20 protein-coding genes are annotated in these 17,969 nt (G+C 62.7%); 5 read left to right on the forward strand and 15 right to left on the reverse strand.

What is annotated here, in order from left to right; translation table 11 throughout:
- Positions 1-70: 70 nt before the first annotated feature.
- Positions 71-811, reverse strand: coding sequence for a pyridoxine 5'-phosphate synthase (locus tag AAFN55_RS15665; protein WP_347799757.1), 741 nt, complete (start codon positions 809-811; stop codon positions 71-73).
- Between the two features lie 127 nt (positions 812-938).
- On the opposite strand from AAFN55_RS15665, the gene AAFN55_RS15670 reads away from it, so the two are divergent.
- Positions 939-1,346, forward strand: coding sequence for an STAS/SEC14 domain-containing protein (locus AAFN55_RS15670; RefSeq protein WP_347799758.1), 408 nt, complete (start codon positions 939-941; stop codon positions 1,344-1,346).
- Positions 1,347-1,403: 57 nt separating this feature from the next.
- Positions 1,404-2,273: a hypothetical protein gene (locus AAFN55_RS15675; protein ID WP_347799759.1), complete on the forward strand. Its 870-nt coding sequence runs from the start codon at positions 1,404-1,406 to the stop codon at positions 2,271-2,273.
- Between the two features lie 6 nt (positions 2,274-2,279).
- Here the strand turns inward: AAFN55_RS15675 and AAFN55_RS15680 are convergent, their stop codons facing one another.
- The 8 genes from AAFN55_RS15680 to AAFN55_RS15715 form a co-directional block, all read right to left on the reverse strand.
- The gene (locus tag AAFN55_RS15680) at positions 2,280-3,407 is read right to left on the reverse strand and encodes an ATP-dependent RecD-like DNA helicase (protein WP_347799760.1); all 1,128 of its coding nucleotides are present in this window, start codon (positions 3,405-3,407) and stop codon (positions 2,280-2,282) included.
- Positions 3,408-3,451: 44 nt separating this feature from the next.
- Entirely contained in the window at positions 3,452-3,841 is a 390-nt protein-coding gene (locus AAFN55_RS15685) for a type II toxin-antitoxin system VapC family toxin (protein WP_347799761.1), read from the reverse strand.
- Positions 3,828-4,094: a type II toxin-antitoxin system VapB family antitoxin gene (locus AAFN55_RS15690; protein ID WP_347799762.1), complete on the reverse strand. Its 267-nt coding sequence runs from the start codon at positions 4,092-4,094 to the stop codon at positions 3,828-3,830. The genes AAFN55_RS15685 and AAFN55_RS15690 overlap by 14 nt, the downstream gene beginning before the upstream one ends.
- 202 nt (positions 4,095-4,296) lie before the next feature.
- Positions 4,297-4,791 (reverse strand): hypothetical protein, encoded by a 495-nt coding sequence (locus tag AAFN55_RS15695; RefSeq protein ID WP_347799763.1) that lies wholly within the window; start codon positions 4,789-4,791, stop codon positions 4,297-4,299.
- Between the two features lie 56 nt (positions 4,792-4,847).
- The gene (locus AAFN55_RS15700; protein ID WP_347799764.1) at positions 4,848-5,444 is read right to left on the reverse strand and encodes a LysE family translocator; all 597 of its coding nucleotides are present in this window, start codon (positions 5,442-5,444) and stop codon (positions 4,848-4,850) included.
- Positions 5,445-5,506: 62 nt separating this feature from the next.
- Positions 5,507-6,091 carry an acetolactate synthase small subunit gene (gene ilvN, locus AAFN55_RS15705; RefSeq protein WP_347799765.1) on the reverse strand — a complete coding sequence of 195 codons (585 nt, stop codon included), beginning with the start codon at positions 6,089-6,091 and terminating at the stop codon, positions 5,507-5,509.
- Positions 6,091-6,606 (reverse strand): hypothetical protein, encoded by a 516-nt coding sequence (locus AAFN55_RS15710; protein WP_347799766.1) that lies wholly within the window; start codon positions 6,604-6,606, stop codon positions 6,091-6,093. Before AAFN55_RS15710 ends, ilvN begins: the two co-directional genes overlap by 1 nt.
- Positions 6,603-8,354 (reverse strand): acetolactate synthase 3 large subunit, encoded by a 1,752-nt coding sequence (locus tag AAFN55_RS15715; RefSeq protein ID WP_347800282.1) that lies wholly within the window; start codon positions 8,352-8,354, stop codon positions 6,603-6,605. The genes AAFN55_RS15710 and AAFN55_RS15715 overlap by 4 nt, the downstream gene beginning before the upstream one ends.
- Positions 8,355-8,746: 392 nt before the next feature.
- Between AAFN55_RS15715 and AAFN55_RS15720 the strand changes: the two genes are divergently transcribed.
- Positions 8,747-10,555: a DUF87 domain-containing protein gene (locus tag AAFN55_RS15720; protein WP_347799767.1), complete on the forward strand. Its 1,809-nt coding sequence runs from the start codon at positions 8,747-8,749 to the stop codon at positions 10,553-10,555.
- Positions 10,556-10,615: 60 nt separating this feature from the next.
- Here AAFN55_RS15720 and AAFN55_RS15725 read toward each other — a convergent pair whose 3' ends face one another.
- Both AAFN55_RS15725 and miaA read right to left on the reverse strand, forming a co-directional pair.
- Positions 10,616-11,407, reverse strand: coding sequence for a GGDEF domain-containing protein (locus AAFN55_RS15725; protein ID WP_347799768.1), 792 nt, complete (start codon positions 11,405-11,407; stop codon positions 10,616-10,618).
- 124 nt (positions 11,408-11,531) lie between these two features.
- On the reverse strand, positions 11,532-12,461 hold the full coding sequence (gene miaA / locus AAFN55_RS15730) for a tRNA (adenosine(37)-N6)-dimethylallyltransferase MiaA (protein ID WP_347799769.1): 930 nt from the start codon (positions 12,459-12,461) through the stop codon (positions 11,532-11,534).
- On the opposite strand from miaA, the gene serB reads away from it, so the two are divergent.
- A complete protein-coding gene (gene serB / locus AAFN55_RS15735; protein ID WP_347799770.1) occupies positions 12,451-13,338 on the forward strand; it encodes a phosphoserine phosphatase SerB in 888 nt (295 codons plus the stop codon). The two genes, miaA and serB, sit on opposite strands and share 11 nt — an antisense overlap.
- Complete coding sequence (locus tag AAFN55_RS15740; protein WP_347799771.1) at positions 13,335-13,982, forward strand: GNAT family N-acetyltransferase; 648 nt, start codon at positions 13,335-13,337, stop codon at positions 13,980-13,982. Before serB ends, AAFN55_RS15740 begins: the two co-directional genes overlap by 4 nt.
- Here the strand turns inward: AAFN55_RS15740 and AAFN55_RS15745 are convergent.
- The 4 genes from AAFN55_RS15745 to hflK all read right to left on the reverse strand — a co-directional run bounded on the left by AAFN55_RS15745 (position 13,927) and on the right by hflK (position 17,843).
- Positions 13,927-15,411 carry a DegQ family serine endoprotease gene (locus AAFN55_RS15745; RefSeq protein ID WP_347800283.1) on the reverse strand — a complete coding sequence of 495 codons (1,485 nt, stop codon included), beginning with the start codon at positions 15,409-15,411 and terminating at the stop codon, positions 13,927-13,929. The two genes, AAFN55_RS15740 and AAFN55_RS15745, sit on opposite strands and share 56 nt — an antisense overlap.
- A 180-nt stretch (positions 15,412-15,591) precedes the next feature.
- On the reverse strand, positions 15,592-15,777 hold the full coding sequence (locus tag AAFN55_RS15750; protein WP_347799772.1) for a DUF2065 family protein: 186 nt from the start codon (positions 15,775-15,777) through the stop codon (positions 15,592-15,594).
- Entirely contained in the window at positions 15,778-16,737 is a 960-nt protein-coding gene (locus tag AAFN55_RS15755) for a protease modulator HflC (protein WP_347799773.1), read from the reverse strand.
- On the reverse strand, positions 16,737-17,843 hold the full coding sequence (gene hflK / locus AAFN55_RS15760; RefSeq protein ID WP_347799774.1) for an FtsH protease activity modulator HflK: 1,107 nt from the start codon (positions 17,841-17,843) through the stop codon (positions 16,737-16,739). The genes AAFN55_RS15755 and hflK overlap by 1 nt, the downstream gene beginning before the upstream one ends.
- Between the last annotated feature and the right edge of the window lie 126 nt (positions 17,844-17,969).

Genomic DNA, 17,969 nt, shown 5'->3' on the forward strand with positions numbered 1-17,969 from the left:
CAATAACAACTGCGCGTTTAATCACGCTGTCGTCACAGCCATGCAGCCGACGCAGGTCAGTGTCGAAAGCCTAGTCGCCCAACACCCGCAGGAACCGACGGACCGTCTCCTCCATGCCATAGGCGAGCGCGTCCGCAGTCAAGCCATGACCGATCGAAACTTCCGCAAGGCGTGGAATTTTGCTGACGAGCCCCGGCAGGTTGGCGACCGTGAGATCATGCCCGGCATTCACGTCCAGCCCGAGCGCAAGCGCGGCCTCGGCAGCTATTGCGAGCTTTTCCAGTTCCTTGGCGGCTTTTTCTGAATCGGAATGGCAGGAACCGTAGGGGCCGGTATAGAGCTCGACGCGATCGGCACCCATCGCTTTCGCGACGTCCATGCCCGCAGGATCGGGCTCCGCGAAAAGCGAAACGCGAAACCCGCGCTTCTTCAACCGGGCCACGACCGGCTTGAGAAAACTCTCCTGCGTCGCAAAATCCCAGCCATGGTCGGACGTCGGCTGGGTGGGATCGTCGGGAACGAGCGTCACCTGCTCCGGCGCGTTGGCCTCCACGAGGTCGAGGAAGGCGTCGTCGGGGAACCCTTCGATGTTGAACTCGGCATGCGGAAATTCGTCATCGATCAGCGCGCGCAGCTCCGGCAGGTCGCTGCGCCGCGTGTGACGCTCGTCGGGACGCGGATGAACGGTCAATCCGTGTGCGCCGGCCTCAAGGGCAAGCCGCCCGATCCCTGTAACGCTCGGCCACGGCAAATCGCGCCGGTTACGCAGCAGGGCGATTGCGTTGAGATTGACTGAAAGCTTGGCGGTCATGGCACTGCGCGGTTTGAAGGATGAGGACGACACCCTATATCGTCTTCTGGGGGAACAGACATGGGGTTTCGTGTGTTCCAGGAAACGGCAATGCAACCGTCGTCATAAAGCAGTGAAGGGAATATTCATGCGGCCATTGGAGCGGGTTCCGGCAGTCCGAAAGATCGAAACCGATCGGCCCGACCTCTTCGCCGTCGAGATCACAGGCGAATTCAATTCGGCGGATGCGGAAAACCTGTGCGGCCTTCTCGAGGGCGCGTATGCGGTTCACGATCGGCTCGACCTGCTCGTACGCATCAGCAATCTCGATGACGTCGATGTGTCCGATATGTCCCCTGAAACCAAGGATTTCATGCGCGATCACGTGGCGATGCACGTCGGTCGCTGTGCCATCGTCGACGAGAGCGGCTGGGCCGATGCCGTCACGCGGCTGCTCAAGCCGGGCGGAAACGTGGAACTGCGGCGTTTTCCACCCCAGGACGAGGCTCAGGCCTGGGAATGGGTCGGCGCGCGCGAAATCGCCGAACAAATCTGACGGCTTTCCGCTCTCTCGTCATATCCTCTACACGGCCAGTGTCCCATACGATTGCGCATGACCACGCTTCGCATCATCGATTCCATCACAGATCGCGGGGATCCGCGCCGCGACAATGAAGACGCCTTCGGCGGCAACCGCCGCTCCGCCTTCGTCATCGACGGTGCGACAGGCCTGGGCGGCGATTTTCTCGACATGGGCGTCTCGGACGCAGCCTGGCTCGCCCGGCTCGCGAAAGACAGTTTCGAAGAGCTCGCAGTGAACGGCCGATCGACGGCCGAGGTGGTTCGGGTAACGAACGAGCGCGCGCGGTCGATCGTGCTCGAGACGCTGCATGACGCGTCCGCCCCTGCATGGAGCCTGCCCATCGCCGGCTTCCAGATGGTGCGGGTCAGCGACGACGGTCGATTGCATACCAGCGGGCTTGGCGATTGCAGGCTTTTCGCCGTGGCGGACGATGGCCGGACCTTCGAGGCATCGGCGATGCCGGACAGCTATGCGGACGAGCGCGAAGGCGCACGCGCCGCGATCGACGTCGCGGGCGGCCTCGCCGCGTTCAAGGCGCTTTCGGAAAACCCCGTTGTGCGCGACGAGCTTCGCCGCCGCCGCGCGCTCTACAATCGCGATGAAGGCGGCGTCTGGACGCTTGGCATCGAGCCTGCGGCGGCCTCCTACGTCAAGACGCACGACATCGCGCTCGCCAAGCCCATCCGTGGATTGCTCTGCACCGACGGCTTTGCCGCGCTGGTCGATCAGTATGGCCGATACGACGCCGCATCGCTCGTCAATGAGGCGGGATCCCGAGGACTGGTATCGCTTTTGGGCGACCTGCGCAGGATCGAACAGCGCGACGACCCGGACGGACGCCGTTTTCCGCGTTTCAAGGTCAGCGACGACGCGACGGCCGTCCTGTTCGAGGTTGTGTGACGCGCTTTACCGTACGACCGTCAGTTTCTGCGCCGCGCGCGTGATCGCCGTATAGAGCCAGCGCTGACGCGTGTCCTTGAAGGCATAGCTTTCGTCGAACAGCACAACATTGTCCCATTGCGAACCCTGTGCCTTGTGGACCGTCAGGGCATAGCCGTAGTCGAAATCGTCGAAACGCTTCTTCTGCTGCCACGGAATGTCCGCATCAGGGTCCTCGAACGCCGCCTTGAGCAGCTTGATCTTGGCCACGCCGCGATCCGGATCGTCTTCCTCGGGCGAGACGAGCAGGTTGATGCCGGGCTTCACGGTCTCGCGTGACGACGTCATGACCTTCCAGAGCGATCCGTTCAGAAGCCCCTTGGCAGGGTCGTTGCGCAGGCACACGAGCTTGTCGCCGGCTTGCGGAAACGACGCGTCGAACCCCTTCAGCTCGCGCAGGCGCTTGTTGTAGCGCCGCCGCGTGCGATTGGTGCCGACAAGAACCTGATCGGCGGCCAGAACGAGGTCCTGGTCGACCTCGTCGCGCCCGATGACCTGCGCGGCGCCGTAATCGCCATTCATGAACTCGCGGCCTTCGCGAACGTCGAGCGCGAGCTGGATGATGGGATTGTCGCGCGCCTGGCGATGGATTTCGGTCAGCAGATGGTCGGGTTCGTGCTCGGTGAAGAACCCGCCGCCGGAGATCGGCGGAAGCTGCGCCGGATCGCCAAGCACGAGGATCGGCGTGCCGAAGCTCATCAGGTCGCGTCCGAGCTGCTCGTCCACCATCGAACACTCGTCGATCACCACCATCTTCGCCTTGGCGATCGGACTTTGCCGGTTGAGCGAGAAGGTCGGCGACATCGACGTCTTGCCGGTCGTCTCGTCGGACACGGCCTCCTCACCGCGCGGGCGATAGATCAGCGAGTGGATCGTGCGGGCGTTGGTCGCGCCCTTGGAGCGCAGCACCTGAGCGGCCTTGCCGGTGAACGCGGCGAACTGGACCTGCCCGTCGACATTTTCGGCGAAATGGCGCGCAAGCGTCGTCTTGCCGGTCCCGGCATAGCCGAACAGCCGAAAAAGCGGCGACCGCCCCTCCTTCAGCCACCGTGCGACGGCCTTGAGCGCCTCATCCTGTTGGGGAGAAAACTGCATCACGCGTTAGTGCGGGATTCGCGGGAGAGGAGCAAGGGTCGCAATCAAGCCAGATCGGTATGGGAGAAATCGTTGCCAATGTAGAGAAGATCGACGCCTTGGCTTTTCGCAACCGCGTAGGAAATGCAGTCGCCCAAATTCAACTTCGCCGCATGCCCACTGCCCCGATGATACTTGGCGAATGCCTCCATCAAAGGCGCGAGGCAGGACTCATCCACCGGCACTATTTCTACTCCGGCTCCATGAAGAAACTGCCCAACCTGCCTGGGAGCATTCTCGCGGTCGCCGGTCTTTGACGCCAAGGCCATAATCGTCTCAAGCATCGTCACAACTGACGTAACCCGAGACCCCGATTGCGCTAGCCGCAGCAACATCCTTTCGCGCTCGTTTTCATTGGCAATGATGGCGATCATTGCTGAACTATCGAGATACATCCCCGTCCCCCCACATTTCGTCGAAAGACGCTTTGTCAATCGTTCGATCAGTGGATGGATAAGCATCGACCTCATCGAAAAGCGGCTGGAGGCGTCTCTTCAGTGCCTCTATCGGTGCCTTTGCGGCGGCCCGCTCCACCGACAAGGCTTCTTCTACCGCCTGTCGTATCGCATCAGTGATCCCAATTCCGCGCAATTCGGCAAATTCTCTCACCAGTGCGTCCGTCCTCTGGTCTTTTACATGAATAGCCATTTTATACACCACTTAGAATCATGTAGAAACCAACCATGCGCACCCATAGGTTGCATGCGAGGTCATGCTCGACACCGCTAATAGAACATAGTGCGAACAAAAGCAAGATTAAAGGCTAAAAGCGGAAAAAATGCACGATATGGTTGTCCAGCCCTATTCCGCAAGTGGGCAACGGTCTGGACCTTAAGAAAGGAATTATTCCCTACCCGCCCGCATTCGGGTTCTTCGCATAGCCGGGACCGACCGTCAGCGGCTGGTGGGGCACGATCGCATCGCTCACCTGGCTCTTGAACGTCATGTCGCGCGACCACAGGACTTCCGTCTGCTGGCGATCGAACACCCGGATCGCGACGGTATAGGGTTTTCCAGCCTCGACGCCGCGCAAAGGCGGGGATCGCAGCGAATAGGTGTTGGTATCGGCAGCGACGCGCGTCCTCACCACAAGACCGTCACCGCCGGCGGGGTTCTCGAAGGTCGCCTCGATGATCGATCCGTACGGCAGGGGCTTCTGCACCACGGCGGTGAAGCCGTAATAGACCTCGGCAATGCGGTAATTGACCATGAACCCGCCGCCGAGAATGTTCAGGAGCGGCTTGTTGGCCGGGTCTTCGCGCGTCATCCAGCCCAGAGCGAAGAGCGGGAGCAGAAGCGCCACCGCCACGATGATCACCGTCCTGAGCGAGACCCGGTCAAGCATCGCCGAAGATTAGCACCGCGCCTGATGCGCGTCGATTGCGGGTCGTTATACCAGCGTCAGCGCAGCATCGGCCACAGGCTGACCGCGAGGGCGACACCCATCGCGATGTTGAACCATTTGAGGCGCAACGGGTCGGACAGGAAGCCGCGAAGCGCCACGCCGAAACCCGCCCAGGTCGAAACGCTAGGCAGGTTCACGACCGCGAAAGCCAGTGAAACCAGCACCACCGACAGAAACGGCGATTGAGGGTTGGTGTAGATGGCCATGGCGGTGACAGCCATGACCCAGGCCTTCGGGTTGATCCATTGGAACCCGGCCGCTTCCATGAACGTCATCGGACGCGCGGCCCCGCTGTCCTTTTCGCCAAGCGACCGCGTCATCGCGATCCGCCACGCAAGATAGAGCAGATACGCGCCGCCGGCGATCTTGAGGCCGGTGTGAAGCGCGGGATAAGCGGTGAGCACCGCGCCCAGCCCGAAGCCGACGCCCAGCAGCAGCGACAGAAACCCTGCCCCGATGCCGAACATATGCGGGATCGTGCGGCGGAAGCCGAAATTCACGCCCGATGCCATCAGCATGAAGTTGTTGGGCCCCGGCGTGATCGACGTCACGAAGGCGAACACGATCAGAGCCAGAAATATATCCAGCGACATGGGACCTCCCGACGGTCCTGAAAATCAATGACAGCGCGAGACTGGCGAAACGCCCCCGTGTGTCAGGAAGATGCTTCCATCCCCTGAGGGCCACGGTTCATGGCGGCAACGCCCGTCCGGCAGACCTCGACGAGCCCCAACGGCCCCATGATCGCGATGAACTGCTCGATCTTGGACACGCGGCCGGTGATCTCGAAGATGAAATGCTCGGTATTGGCGTCGATTACGGTCGCATGGAACGCTTCCGCCAGACGCAGCGCTTCGACGCGCGCATCGCCGGTGCCACGCACCTTGATCAGCGCGAGCTCGCGCTCGAGCGGCCGTTCCTGCCCGAGTTCCCGCGCGATGACGGTCAGATCATTGACGCGATGAACCGGCACGATGCGCTCGAGCTGGTGCTTGATCTGCTCAAGCACATGCGGCGTGCCCCGCGTCACGATCGTGATGCGCGACAGGTGCTTCTCGTGTTCCGTTTCGGAAACGGTCAGGCTGTCGATGTTGTAGCCGCGACCGGAAAACAGCCCGATCACGCGCGCAAGCGTACCCGGCTCGTTGTCGACGAGAACGGAAAGCGTGTGCTTTTCGACACTTTCGGTTTCCTTGGCGATGAAATAGGCCGAACCGGTGGGCTGAAGATGGGCGTTCATCAAAGGGCATCCAATTGGTCGATGATTTGGGTTGCGAGGTCTGCGGTCTCTTCTGTCGATTTTGCCCTCAACTTGACGACAGCCTTATTTTGAAGGCCCGCTGTTGATGCAACATTCGAGTGAAAGCCCATTTTCTGATCTCCTGGCACGAACAGCTCGGGCGTCGTAGCGAATGCCTTCGCGTCAAACTTCTCAAATGTGTTGCGCGCCAACCAGACGTTGGGCTGGCTGTTTTCGTTGACGACAACCGCGCCGGACGCGTGTCGCCATCGTGAGACGTACCGAGTATGCCGTTCGCCCACCTCATCGCCCAAAGCATCAAGGCTCGCGGAAAGGATTGTGCGAAGTATGTCTGGTGCTGCAGGGCGAGTAGTTGGTGATAGCTGGAGGCCACCTGCTATCTCTTCAATGCTAAACCATTGCTCACTCGTCCATCCTCGTGCTCGCAAGAAACGGCTTGGAAGTTGTATGCAGCCGCGCTGATCGACAGTTGCGATTGTTGCCATATCTTTCAAACCAGTTCCCTGCCCTTCGCGTCGATCGCGTTGGCGACGACTTCGTCGGTGGCCTCGTCCGGCAACAGCATCTCGTTGTGCGCCTTGCCCGACGGGATCATGGGGAAGCAGTTGGCGAGCGCGGCCACGCGGCAGTCGAACAGGACCGGCTTCTTCACGTCGATCATCTCCTGGATCGCCGCGTCGAGTTCGCCCGGCTTGTCGCAGCGAATGCCATGTGCGCCGAAGGCCTGCGCCATCAGCACGAAATCAGGCATCGCCTCGGTGTAGGAGTTGGACAGGCGGTTGCCGTGCAGAAGCTGCTGCCACTGCCGGACCATGCCCATATATTGGTTGTTGAGGATGAAGATCTTGATCGGCGCGTTGTACTGCACCGCCGTCGACATCTCCTGCATCGTCATCTGCACCGAGGCATCGCCCGCAATGTCGATGACGAGCGCATCGGGATGCGCGATCTGCACGCCGAGCGCGGCAGGCAGGCCGTAGCCCATCGTGCCGAGGCCGCCCGACGTCATCCAGCGATTGGGTTTTTCGAAACCGTAGTGCTGCGCGGCCCACATCTGGTGCTGGCCGACCTCGGTCGTGATGTAGGTGTCGCGCGCTTTCGTCAGCTCATAAAGACGCTCGATCGCATATTGCGGCATGATGACGTCGTCATTGCTCTTGTAGGCAAGGGAATCGCGCGCCCGCCAGCGCGCAATCTGCTCCCACCAGGGATGCAATGCGGATTTGTCGGTCTTTACCGTGGCGCGCCAGATACGGACCATGTCCTCCAGCGCGCGCCCGACATCGCCGAGAACCGGAATGTCGATATGGACGTTCTTGTTCAGCGACGACGGGTCGATGTCGATGTGGATTTTCTTCGAATTCGGCGAAAACGCGTCGAGGCGCCCGGTGATCCGGTCGTCGAAACGCGCCCCGAGGCAGACCATGACGTCGCAATCATGCATCGCCATGTTGGCTTCGTAGGTGCCGTGCATGCCGAGCATGCCGAGCCAGCTCTTGCCCGACGCGGGATACGCGCCGAGACCCATCAGCGTCGACGTGATCGGGAAGCCCGTGAGATCGACCAGTTCGCGCAGCAGATGGCTGGCCTCGGGGCCGGAATTCACCACGCCGCCGCCCGAATAGATGATCGGCCGCTTCGCCGTCGCCATCAGCGCGACCGCCTGCTTGATCGCCTCGATGTCGCCTTGCAGTTTCGGGTGATAGGACGTGCGCGGCGCCTGCTGCGGCGGCGTATAGATGCCCTTGGCGAACTGAACGTCCTTCGGGATATCGACGACGACGGGGCCGGGCCTGCCGGTGGTTGCGATATGGAATGCCTCGTGGATCACCCTCGAGAGATCGTTGACGTCCTTCACCAGCCAGTTGTGCTTGGTGCAGGGCCGTGTGATCCCGACGGTATCGCATTCCTGGAAGGCGTCCGAGCCGATGAGCGAGGTCGGCACCTGCCCCGTGAGGCAGACCAGCGGGATCGAGTCCATCAAAGCGTCCTGCAGAGGCGTCACGGCGTTCGTGGCGCCCGGTCCCGACGTCACCAGCATCACGCCCGGCTTCCCGGTCGAGCGCGCATAGCCCTCGGCCGCGTGTCCGGCGCCCTGCTCGTGTCGAACCAGAATGTGCTGGACGTCGTCCTGCTGGAAGATTTCGTCATAGATCGGAAGGACGGCGCCGCCGGGATAGCCGAAAATGTGCTCGACGCCATTGTCCTTCAGCGCCTGCACAACCATTTCGGCACCGCTCATTTCGCGTCTGCCGGTCTCGTTTGATCCGTTGCTCATCAGTCTCTTCCCGTCTGTATCCGCGCTCTGCGCTCTGGTCGTTTATCGGTCTTGCGGGCAATAAAAAAGGCCCCCGAGGGAGCCTGTGTCTTGCGCATGGGTGCTTTCGCCCGGCGGTTACACCGCCTTGCCCATGCGCCTTCCTACTACGAGAATGATCGTCGTGTTCATGGTGGCGGACATTAATTGCGCATTTGCGGTCGTGTCAATCACAAAACTTCAAGCCAATTCAAGACCGTCAGTCGTTTCGCTAGAATTTGGGCCGGCCGCTTCACGTCCTGTCAACCATCCGCCATCACGCAGCCTTAACCCCGCGCGCGTAACGTCGTCTGGTTGAGACGGGGAATCTTCATCTGATGTTTGTCGAACGCGCGGAAATTGGCGAAGCCACGAGCCAGGAACGGCGCAACGCGGCTCAGTCGGATTCGCGCGTGCTGGGACGCGTCGTGCAGTGCGACGGCGCGCGCGCGCTCCTTGCCGCCTTCGCTGGCGACGACGCGGCTTCACAGGGCCTCTGGACGGTCGGGCGCATGGTGTCCATCAATCTGGGCACCATCCGCACGGTCGGCCTGGTCTACCGTATCGAGGCTCCGGTTCACCAATGGATCGAAAACGGCGACAACCCCATCAGCGTCCACGTCGAATTGATAGGCGAGGTCCGTGATGCGCCGGATGGCAAGCCGGTCTTCGATCGCGGCATCACCACCTACCCCCATATCGGCGCGATCTCGCATCGCATCCGCGCGCGCGATCTCCAGGCCGTCTACGATCTCGCCGGCCGCCACGCCTTGACGATCGGGAAGCTTTCGCAGGATGAAACCATTGACGCGCGTATCGCGATCGATGACGTGCTCAACCGGCATTTTGCAGTTGTCGGCACCACGGGCGTCGGCAAATCGACGGCGGTATCGCTTCTGCTGCGCAAGGCGATCGAGGCGCGGCCGGACCTGCGCGTCCTCATCCTCGATCCTCACAACGAGTTCTCCGCAGCCTTTCCGGATCGGTCGATCCGGGTCAGCACACAAACGCTCGACCTCCCCTTCTGGCTGTTCCGGCTGGAGGAACTTGTCGAGGTGCTGTTTCGAGGCCGTGAGCCGGTGGCCGAAGAGGTCGACCTGCTGCGCGATCTGATCCCGCACGCCAAGCAGCTCTACCGCAATCCCCACAGCGGCGGCCTCGTCCGGCGCTCTTCGGATGCAAGCGGCATCACGGTCGACACGCCGGTGCCCTATCGCATCGCGGATGTGCTGAAGATCATCGACGAGCGCATCGGCCTGCTCGAGACGAAGAACGACCGCCCGACCTATCGCTCGCTGCGCATCCGCATCGATGCCGCCGTTGCCGATCCGCGCTACCGCTTCATGTTCGGCTCGCGGCTGATCGAGGACAACATTCACGAGACGATCGGCAAGATTTTCCGCATCCCGCATGAGGGACGGCCGATCACCTGCTTCGAGATGGCGGGACTGCCGTCGGAAGTCGTGAACTCGGTCTGCTCGGTGCTCGCGCGTCTGGCCTTCGACATCGCCATAGGCAGCCACGGAAAGCTCAAGCTTCTCGTCATGTGCGAGGAAGCCCACCGGTACATGCCGTCCGACCCGAAGCTGGGTTTTGCTCCCACACGTCATGCGCTGTCGCGCATCGCCAAGGAGGGCCGGAAGTATGGCTGCTACCTCGGCATCGTGACGCAGCGGCCGGGCGAGCTGGACCCGACTGTGCTGTCGCAATGCTCGACTGTCTTCGCCATGCGTCTCGCAAACGAGATGGATCAGGAGATCGTCCGATCCGCGATAGCGGATTCGTCGGCTTCCACGCTCTCGTTCCTGTCGTCCATGGGCCAGCGCGAGGCGATCGCCTTCGGCGAAGGCGTGGCAACGACGATGCGCATGAAGTTCGAGTTCATGGCGCCCGCACTCCTGCCCGGAGCGACGAACGCGGATGCAGCCGATGAGCCCGCCGATCACGGCGAGGTCGATCTGGTTTCCTTGGTACAGAATTTGCGCAGTTTCGCGCGCCCGGCGCCGTCCACCGCGACGGGCGTGGGCGCACCTGTCGATGTCCAGCGCCAGGCCGGCGAGCGCCAGCCCAACATCGAACCGCAGCCGGGCGATCGCCCGCGCCGCCGCTTCGACGACGACGATACGGTCCGCCGGCTCTACGAATAAGCCCGGCTTCCGGATTTTTGGAACTTTGACTGGCCACGTACCCCGCTCGCGCGGAAAAATTCACGCGCAGACCCGGTTTCGGCCGAGGCGCTTGGCCTGGTACAGATGCTTGTCAGCACGGCGGAAGAAATCCTCGGCCGTTTCCTTGCGATCCCAGACGGCGAGGCCGACGCTCGTGGTGACGCGCAACCGCACATTTCCGCTGACGATCGCCAAACCGGCGATGGCCTTGCGGATGCGCTCGGCGAGCTTCAGCAGCAGCGCATCGTCCATGTTCGGGGCAACAACCGCGAACTCCTCGCCGCCGAGGCGCGCGACGACGTCGTGATAGCGCGTCATGTCCCTGAGACAGCCGGCAACCGCCTTGAGCACCTGATCGCCGACATCGTGGCCATGCGTGTCGTTGACACCCTTGAAGTGATCGAGATCGAGGATCATCAGGCCGACCGGCTTGTCGATCTTGCGGAACTCCTCGATGTATTCGCGCAGCGCATCGTCGAAGAAGCGGCGGTTCTGCATGCCCGTCAGGCCGTCGGTGAGCGCTGCATGTTCCAGCGTCTCCGAACGCGCGCTCAGCGATTCCGTCATGGCGCGCAGCTTGCCCTCTTCCTTCACCTGCGTGCGGATGAGCGGATAGATGAAGAATATGCCGAAGAAGAGTGCCGTGGCCTGCAAGACGCCGGTCGCGAAGAGAAGCCTTGCGAAATAGGCGAGCAGATCGATGCGCTCCTGATCGTTGAGCGACTGGCCGGACACGTAAACGGTATTGTAGGCGTGGAGTATCAAGACCCCCGCAGCAAGGACGACGACAATAAAGACGAAGAAAGCCGACTCGGCCTTATGGAATCGCATCCATTCCCCACCAAAAGAACAAGCGCAATCTATGGCACGGCACTGCTTACGGGAGGTTAATTACAACAACCAAAACGCGAACATTCTGGCACCCGGCGCGATGGAAAAGCAAGTTATCCACCGTTCAAATGCCGACATTCGCGATGCGTTCCCAGCGCGCGTCGAGCTGGTTTCGGAACCACGTCGACTGGCGTTTTGCATATTGCCGCGTCGCGATCTTGGCGCGCGCGATCGCCTCGCTCTTCGTCATCTCGCCACGGTCGACCGCAAGCAGTTCGCGCACGCCGATCGCCTTCATCGCGGGCAATGCCTCGTCGAGATGCAGCGCGCCGATTGCGCACGCTTCTTCCATGGCGCCGCGCTCGATCATCGTGTCGAAACGGCGGTCTATGCGCTCACGGAGCACGGAGCGATCCGGCTCCAGCACGATGCGGCGCGCGGTGTCGGGATCGACAAGCGGATGTCCCGCGTCGCGCTGCCACTGCGAGATGGGTCGCCCCGAAGCCTCGAGCACCTCGAGCGCGCGCACGATCCGCTGGCCATCGCCCGGCTTGATCGTCTGCGCCGCCTCAGGATCCCGATCTCGAAGCATGAGATGCAACGCCGGCGCACCGCTGCTCGCCAGCATCTCACGCCATCTGGCCCGCACCGTATCCGGCACCTGCGGCATGGCGGACAGGCCTTCCAGCAGCGCACGGAAATAGAGTCCGGTCCCGCCGACGAAGATTGCCGGCCCATGATCGAAGGTTCTTGCCTCGATGAGGTTCTGCACGTCGCGCATCCAGCGCCCGGTCGAATAGGCCTCGCGTGGATCGACATGGCCGTAAAGCCGGTGCGGCGCGGCGGCGAGATCGGCATCACCGGGTCGGGCGCTCAGAACATGCAGGATCGCGTAGACCTGCATGGAATCGGCATTCACGACCGTCCCGCGCGTTTCCCGCGCCAGGGCCAGCGCGAGAGCCGACTTGCCGCTTGCGGTCGGTCCCGCTATCAGGATCGCGTTCTTCAGGGGCCCGTCTTGGTCCGTTCGCGCAGGATTTCCTATGCCGCTCATCGCCACTCTGATCGCCAACCCGTCCACTCGCGCACTGTCGCGAGACATCGCAGATAGAGCGTCGCGGGCGGTCGAGGCAAGCAGGATCGACTGGCTGGACGACGGCATCGCCGCCGATCTTTACCTGCCCGACCATCTATCGGCCGCGGAAGCGGATGCCGCCCTGCGCGCGGCGATTGCGTCGGACCCGATCGACATGGCGGTCCAGGAGGCAACCGGTCGCCGCAAGAAACTGCTGATCGCCGACATGGATTCGACCATGATCGACCAGGAATGCATCGACGAACTGGCCGACGAGGTCGGTTTGAAAGACCACGTCGCGGCGATCACGGCGCGCTCGATGAACGGCGAGATCGCATTCGAGCCAGCCTTGCGCGAACGCGTCGCGCTTCTGGCCGGCCTCGACACCACCGTGATCGACCGCCTGATCGAAAGCCGCATCACGCTTGCGGCAGGAGGCCGAACACTCGTGGCGACGATGAACAAATCAGGCGCGTGGACCGCACTCGTCTCGGGCGGCTTCCTCAGCTTCACCGGCCCGATCGCAGCGAAACTCGGCTTTCGGGAGAACCGCGCAAACCGCCTCATCGAAGATGGTGGCAAGCTCTCGGGCACGGTCGCCGAACCGATTCTCGGCCGCGCGGCGAAGGCCGAGGCCCTGACCGAAATGGCTGCCACGCACGGCCTTACGGTCGAGGATGCGATCGCGGTGGGTGACGGCGCGAACGATCTCGATATGCTGGCCATCGCGGGCAGCGGCGTCGCGCTCCACGCTAAACCAGCAGTTGCAGAGCAGGCGCGGATTCGCATAGACCACGGGGATCTGACCGCCCTTCTCTATCTGCAAGGATATCGCCGGGAGGAATTCGTATCGTGATGCGCATCGAGACCGAGAGACTGATCATCCGAAACTGGGAGGAACGCGACCGCGCTCTCTTCCACCGCATCAATTCGGACGACGAGGTCATGCGCTTCTTCGGTTTCCGCCGGACACGCGCCATGGCCGATGCCTTCATGGACAAGCTGCAGACGGAAAACGCCGCTCGCGGCTACGGGTTCGCGGCGCTGGAACTCAGGGAAAGCGGCGAAGCCATCGGCATGGCGGGGCTGAAGACGACATCGGACGTGCCGTTGCGCCAACCGGAATCGGTCGAGATCGGCTGGCGACTTGCGCCGGAACATTGGCGCAAAGGCTATGTGACCGAAGCCGCCGAAGCCTTGCTTCGCTACGGGTTCGAGACGCTCGGCCTTAGCGAAATCGTCTCATTCGCGGTCTGGAACAACGACGCGTCGCTGGCGGTCATGCGCCGGATAGGCATGTCGCATGTGGACGGCGGCGACTTCGACCACCCGGCTGTCCCGGACACCAGCCCGGAACTCAAGCGCCACGTGCTCTACGTGCTGAGCCGCGACGAATGGTGCAAGCGCGCCGACAACCGCTTACCTGAACGGCGTATAGCGCCGCTCAATCCATCCGAATGGTCACGAAGCGCAGTTCGCCCGTCTTGGACGAGAGCATGAGAAGCGCGTTGCGCCGCCCCTGCTCCTTCAGCGCCGTCACCCGGTCCATCACCTCCTTGGGCGTCGAAACCGCCTCCTGAGCGATCTCGGTGATCACCTCGCCGGGCGTCACGCCGCGCTCGGCGGCAGCCGATCCCTCGGTGACTTCCGTCACGACCACACCCGATACCTCGGGCGAAATCTCGAAATTGGCGCGGGCCTCGTCGCCGAGTTCGGCGATCGTCATGCCGAGTACGCTGGCCGTCGCGACCGAAGCGTCATCCTCTGGGGCCGTCTCTTCGTCGGTCGTCGTGGTGCCATCTTCGGCAAGGCGCTCGCCATCCTCGAGCCGTCCGAGCGTGACCTTCACGGTCTGCTCTTCGCCCTTGCGCATGACGATCACGTCGACCGCCTTGCCCACCGGGCTCTCCGCCACGACGCGCGGCAGGTCGCGCATCGTGCGGACGGCCTTTCCGTCGAAGCTGGTGATCACGTCGCCCGGCTGGATCGACCCGTCATCGACCGGCCCGCCCTTGATGACGCCCGCCACGAGTGCGCCCTGCGCGTTCGACATGCCCAGGCTTTCTGCGATCTCGTCCGTGACGGGCTGGATACGAACGCCGAGCCAGCCGCGCCGCGTCTCGCCGAACTCGCGGAGCTGGTCGATCACGCCCACGGCGAGCTGCGACGGAATCGAGAACCCGATGCCGATCGACCCGCCCGATGGCGAAATGATCGCGGTGTTGATGCCGATGACCTGGCCGAACATGTTGAACAGCGGCCCGCCCGAATTGCCGCGATTGATCGCGGCGTCGGTCTGGATGAAATCGTCGTAGGGGCCGGAATTGATGTCGCGTCCGCGCGCCGACACGATGCCGATCGATACGGAACCGCCAAGGCCGAACGGATTGCCGATCGCCATCACCCAGTCGCCGATGCGCATCTGGGCCGAATCGCCGAAACTGACTTCCTTCAGTTCGCGCAGCGACGGGTCGACCTTCAGCACGGCCAGGTCTGTCTTCGGGTCGACACCGACCAGCTCGGCCTTCAGCTTGCCGCCATCGGCGAAATTCACCTCGATCGCGTCCGCGTCCGCGATGACATGGTTGTTGGTGACCACGATGCCTTCAGCGGCGTCGATGACGAAGCCCGAACCAAGCGATTCGACGCGGCGTCCGCCACCGCCGCCGCCTTCACCCTGGCGATCGGGATTGTTGAAGAATTCGTCGAAGAACTCCTGGAACGGCGAGCCTTCGGGCAGATTGGGCGGCGGCACGTTTCGACCGCCGCCACGGCCTGAACCGACATTCTGGGATGTCGAGATGTTCACCACCGCGTCGAGAAGCCCTTCCGCGAGGTCGGCGACGGAATCGGGGCCGGACGCTGTCGGCTGTTCGGTCTGCGCGTGAGCCGCATGCGGCGCCAGCGAAACGCCGCTGGTAAACACCATCACGCCCGCGGCTGCCGCAGCCAGGGTATTGCGTGTCACGGACGTGGAAAAGCTCGAGATCATGCGGGCCGTCTCCGAAAAAACCTGGCGGGATTGCTGCTGCGCCCAATGGTCGACAACAATGAGGCGCGTTTGCGACCGGCGGCGCCGGCACGCGATAAATCCATTGTGACCCGGCGCTTAAGCGCGCACAAGCCACACGATGGCCACGCCGACGGCCACCGCGAGGAGCCCGCCGACGCGAAGCGCCTGTTCGGGCATGGAAAGCACTTCGGCGGCCAGCCGCTTCGCAAGATGCGGCAGGCCGCCATAGAGCACGCCTTCGATCACCAGGACGAGACCCAGTGCGACGAGCAGATCGCTCACCTATTCGGTCGCGCCGGTGGTGATTCCAGCAGCAGGTGCTGCCGGTGCCGGTGCGCTTGGTGCGTTTCCGTTCGTCGGAGCGCGACCCATCGCGTTGCCGAAGAACCGGAAGAACTCCGTATCCGGCGACAAGAGCATCGTCGTTCCCTCGCCCTGGAGTGCCGACGTATAGGCAGCCATGGAGCGGTAGAACTCGAAGAACTCGGGATCGCGCGAGAAGGCATCGGCAAACGTCGCGTTGCGCTCCGCTTCGCCTTCACCGCGAAGGATTTCGGATTCGCGCTGCGCTTCCGCGGTGATCTCCACCACTTCACGATCGGCACGTGCCCTGATCCTCTGCGCGGCTTCACGACCCCGCGCACGCAGGCGCTCCGCCTCGGCCAGACGTTCCGCCTTCATGCGCTCATAGGTCTGCTGCGAGACCTCCTGCGTCAGGTCGGTACGACGAATGCGGACATCCGTGATCTCCAGCCCCAGCGATGTCGCGTCGGGACGAAGCTGGTCGCGGACTTCGCGCATCATCGATGCGCGTTCGTCGGAGAGCGCCGCCTCGAAGCCACGCAGACCGTAGACACGGCGCAAGGCCGCATCGAGACGGGTACGAAGGCGCTGTTCCGCGAGCGGCACGCTACCCGAAACCGCCTGCCTGAACCGGCGTGCGTCGTTGATGCGGTAGGCCACGAAGGCATCGACCTCGTAGAACTTGCCGCCCGAAACCTGGACGCGAATGTCGTCGAGGTCGAAACGCAGGACACGGTCCTCGATGAGCTGGACGTTGTCGGCCTCGAGGAAGCCGAACGGCGCCTTGAAGTAGATGCCCGGCTCGGTCTTCACATCGACGATCTCGCCGAAGCGCAGAACGATCGCCTGCTGGCGTTCGTTGACGACGAAAATCGAGGACCAGCCGAGGAAAAGAAGAACCGCCACGACGACGGCAACGATAGGAAGACGGTTGCCCATCAGTTGTTTCCTCCCTGTCCGGTCTGCGCGCCGCGCAGTTCGGGCAGCGGCAGGTAGGGGATGACACCCTGCCCGTTACCCTGCTCCACGATGACCTTGTTCGAGCTCCGCAGCACGTTTTCCATCGTTTCGAGGAAAAGACGCTTGCGCGTCACGTCGGGAGCCTTAGCGTATTCGTCATAGACGGAGATGAAGCGCTGCGCCTCACCGTCCGCTTCCTGCACGACCCTGTTCTTGTAGGCCGCCGCTTCCTCGCGGATCTGGGCGGCGGCACCACGTGCCTGACCCAGCTTCTGGTTGGAATACTGGTTGGATTCCTCGACGAAACGGTCTTCGTCCTGCTCGGCGCGCTGCACCTCGTCGAACGCGTCCGCTACTTCGCGCGGCGGTGCCGCATCCTCGATCGAGATGGCGTTGACGGCAAGGCCGGCACCATAATCGTCGAGCGTCGACTGGATGATTTCGCGCACGCCTTCCGCGATGCCCTGACGGTCGTCGCGGAAAATGTCCTGAGCGGGACGGCGGCCGACGGCCTCGCGCATCGCGCTCTCGGCGATCTGTCTCATCGTGTTGTCCGGATCGGCAACGTTGAAGAGATAACCGCGCGGATCGGCGACCTGATAGGCGACGGAGAACTTCACGTCGACGATGTTCTGGTCGCCCGAGAGCATCAGCCCGGATGAGGCGCCGCCACGAACTTCGCCGATGTTGAGCAGCTTTTCAGCCACGCTCGTCGTCTCGACGGTTTCGATCGGCCACCAATGGAAGTGCAGGCCCGGCTCGGAAATCTCGTCCTTCGGCTTGCCGAAGCGCAGTTCGACCGCGAGTTCGTCCGGCTGGACCGTGTAGATCGACTGGAACAGCCAGAAGGCCGCCAGCACCAATGCGATAAGGCCGAACAGCGCCGGGTTGGGCTGTCCACCGCCGGGCAGCGCCCGCTTCAATCTGTCCTGACCACGACGGATGATGTCTTCGAGATCGGGTGGTGAACCCGATGGGCCGCTTGGACCCCGCGGACCCTGCCCCCAGGGACCACCGCCGCCGCCGCCATTATTGCTGCCGCCGCCCCAGGGACCGCCACCGCCACTTTGATTACTCCAGGGCATGGATTTCCTCTTGTCTAGAAAGATTTTATCGTGCCGGAACAAACCGACACGTGTTGCCGTTTCGAATGGTTATAGGCACCGAACTCTGTGCTTTCAACGCAGTCTAGGCACAGTGCGACGATTTCG

This window comes from Mesorhizobium sp. CAU 1732, from assembly GCF_039888675.1.
In the GTDB taxonomy this organism is placed as follows: domain Bacteria; phylum Pseudomonadota; class Alphaproteobacteria; order Rhizobiales; family Rhizobiaceae; genus Aerobium.

What these genes read in the sequence shown, in the direction of transcription:
- AAFN55_RS15665 (WP_347799757.1), bottom strand. Translation starts at nt 811, where the DNA reads ATGACCGCCAAGCTTTCAGTCAATCTCAACGCAATCGCCCTGCTGCGT.
- AAFN55_RS15670 (WP_347799758.1), top strand. Translation starts at nt 939, where the DNA reads ATGCGGCCATTGGAGCGGGTTCCGGCAGTCCGAAAGATCGAAACCGAT.
- AAFN55_RS15675 (WP_347799759.1), top strand. Translation starts at nt 1,404, where the DNA reads ATGACCACGCTTCGCATCATCGATTCCATCACAGATCGCGGGGATCCG.
- AAFN55_RS15680 (WP_347799760.1), bottom strand. Translation starts at nt 3,407, where the DNA reads ATGCAGTTTTCTCCCCAACAGGATGAGGCGCTCAAGGCCGTCGCACGG.
- AAFN55_RS15685 (WP_347799761.1), bottom strand. Translation starts at nt 3,841, where the DNA reads ATGTATCTCGATAGTTCAGCAATGATCGCCATCATTGCCAATGAAAAC.
- AAFN55_RS15690 (WP_347799762.1), bottom strand. Translation starts at nt 4,094, where the DNA reads ATGGCTATTCATGTAAAAGACCAGAGGACGGACGCACTGGTGAGAGAA.
- AAFN55_RS15695 (WP_347799763.1), bottom strand. Translation starts at nt 4,791, where the DNA reads ATGCTTGACCGGGTCTCGCTCAGGACGGTGATCATCGTGGCGGTGGCG.
- AAFN55_RS15700 (WP_347799764.1), bottom strand. Translation starts at nt 5,444, where the DNA reads ATGTCGCTGGATATATTTCTGGCTCTGATCGTGTTCGCCTTCGTGACG.
- ilvN (WP_347799765.1), bottom strand. Translation starts at nt 6,091, where the DNA reads ATGAACGCCCATCTTCAGCCCACCGGTTCGGCCTATTTCATCGCCAAG.
- AAFN55_RS15715 (WP_347800282.1), bottom strand. Translation starts at nt 8,354, where the DNA reads ATGAGCGGTGCCGAAATGGTTGTGCAGGCGCTGAAGGACAATGGCGTC.
- AAFN55_RS15720 (WP_347799767.1), top strand. Translation starts at nt 8,747, where the DNA reads ATGTTTGTCGAACGCGCGGAAATTGGCGAAGCCACGAGCCAGGAACGG.
- AAFN55_RS15725 (WP_347799768.1), bottom strand. Translation starts at nt 11,407, where the DNA reads ATGCGATTCCATAAGGCCGAGTCGGCTTTCTTCGTCTTTATTGTCGTC.
- serB (WP_347799770.1), top strand. Translation starts at nt 12,451, where the DNA reads ATGCCGCTCATCGCCACTCTGATCGCCAACCCGTCCACTCGCGCACTG.
- miaA (WP_347799769.1), bottom strand. Translation starts at nt 12,461, where the DNA reads ATGAGCGGCATAGGAAATCCTGCGCGAACGGACCAAGACGGGCCCCTG.
- AAFN55_RS15745 (WP_347800283.1), bottom strand. Translation starts at nt 15,411, where the DNA reads ATGGTGTTTACCAGCGGCGTTTCGCTGGCGCCGCATGCGGCTCACGCG.
- AAFN55_RS15755 (WP_347799773.1), bottom strand. Translation starts at nt 16,737, where the DNA reads ATGGGCAACCGTCTTCCTATCGTTGCCGTCGTCGTGGCGGTTCTTCTT.
- hflK (WP_347799774.1), bottom strand. Translation starts at nt 17,843, where the DNA reads ATGCCCTGGAGTAATCAAAGTGGCGGTGGCGGTCCCTGGGGCGGCGGC.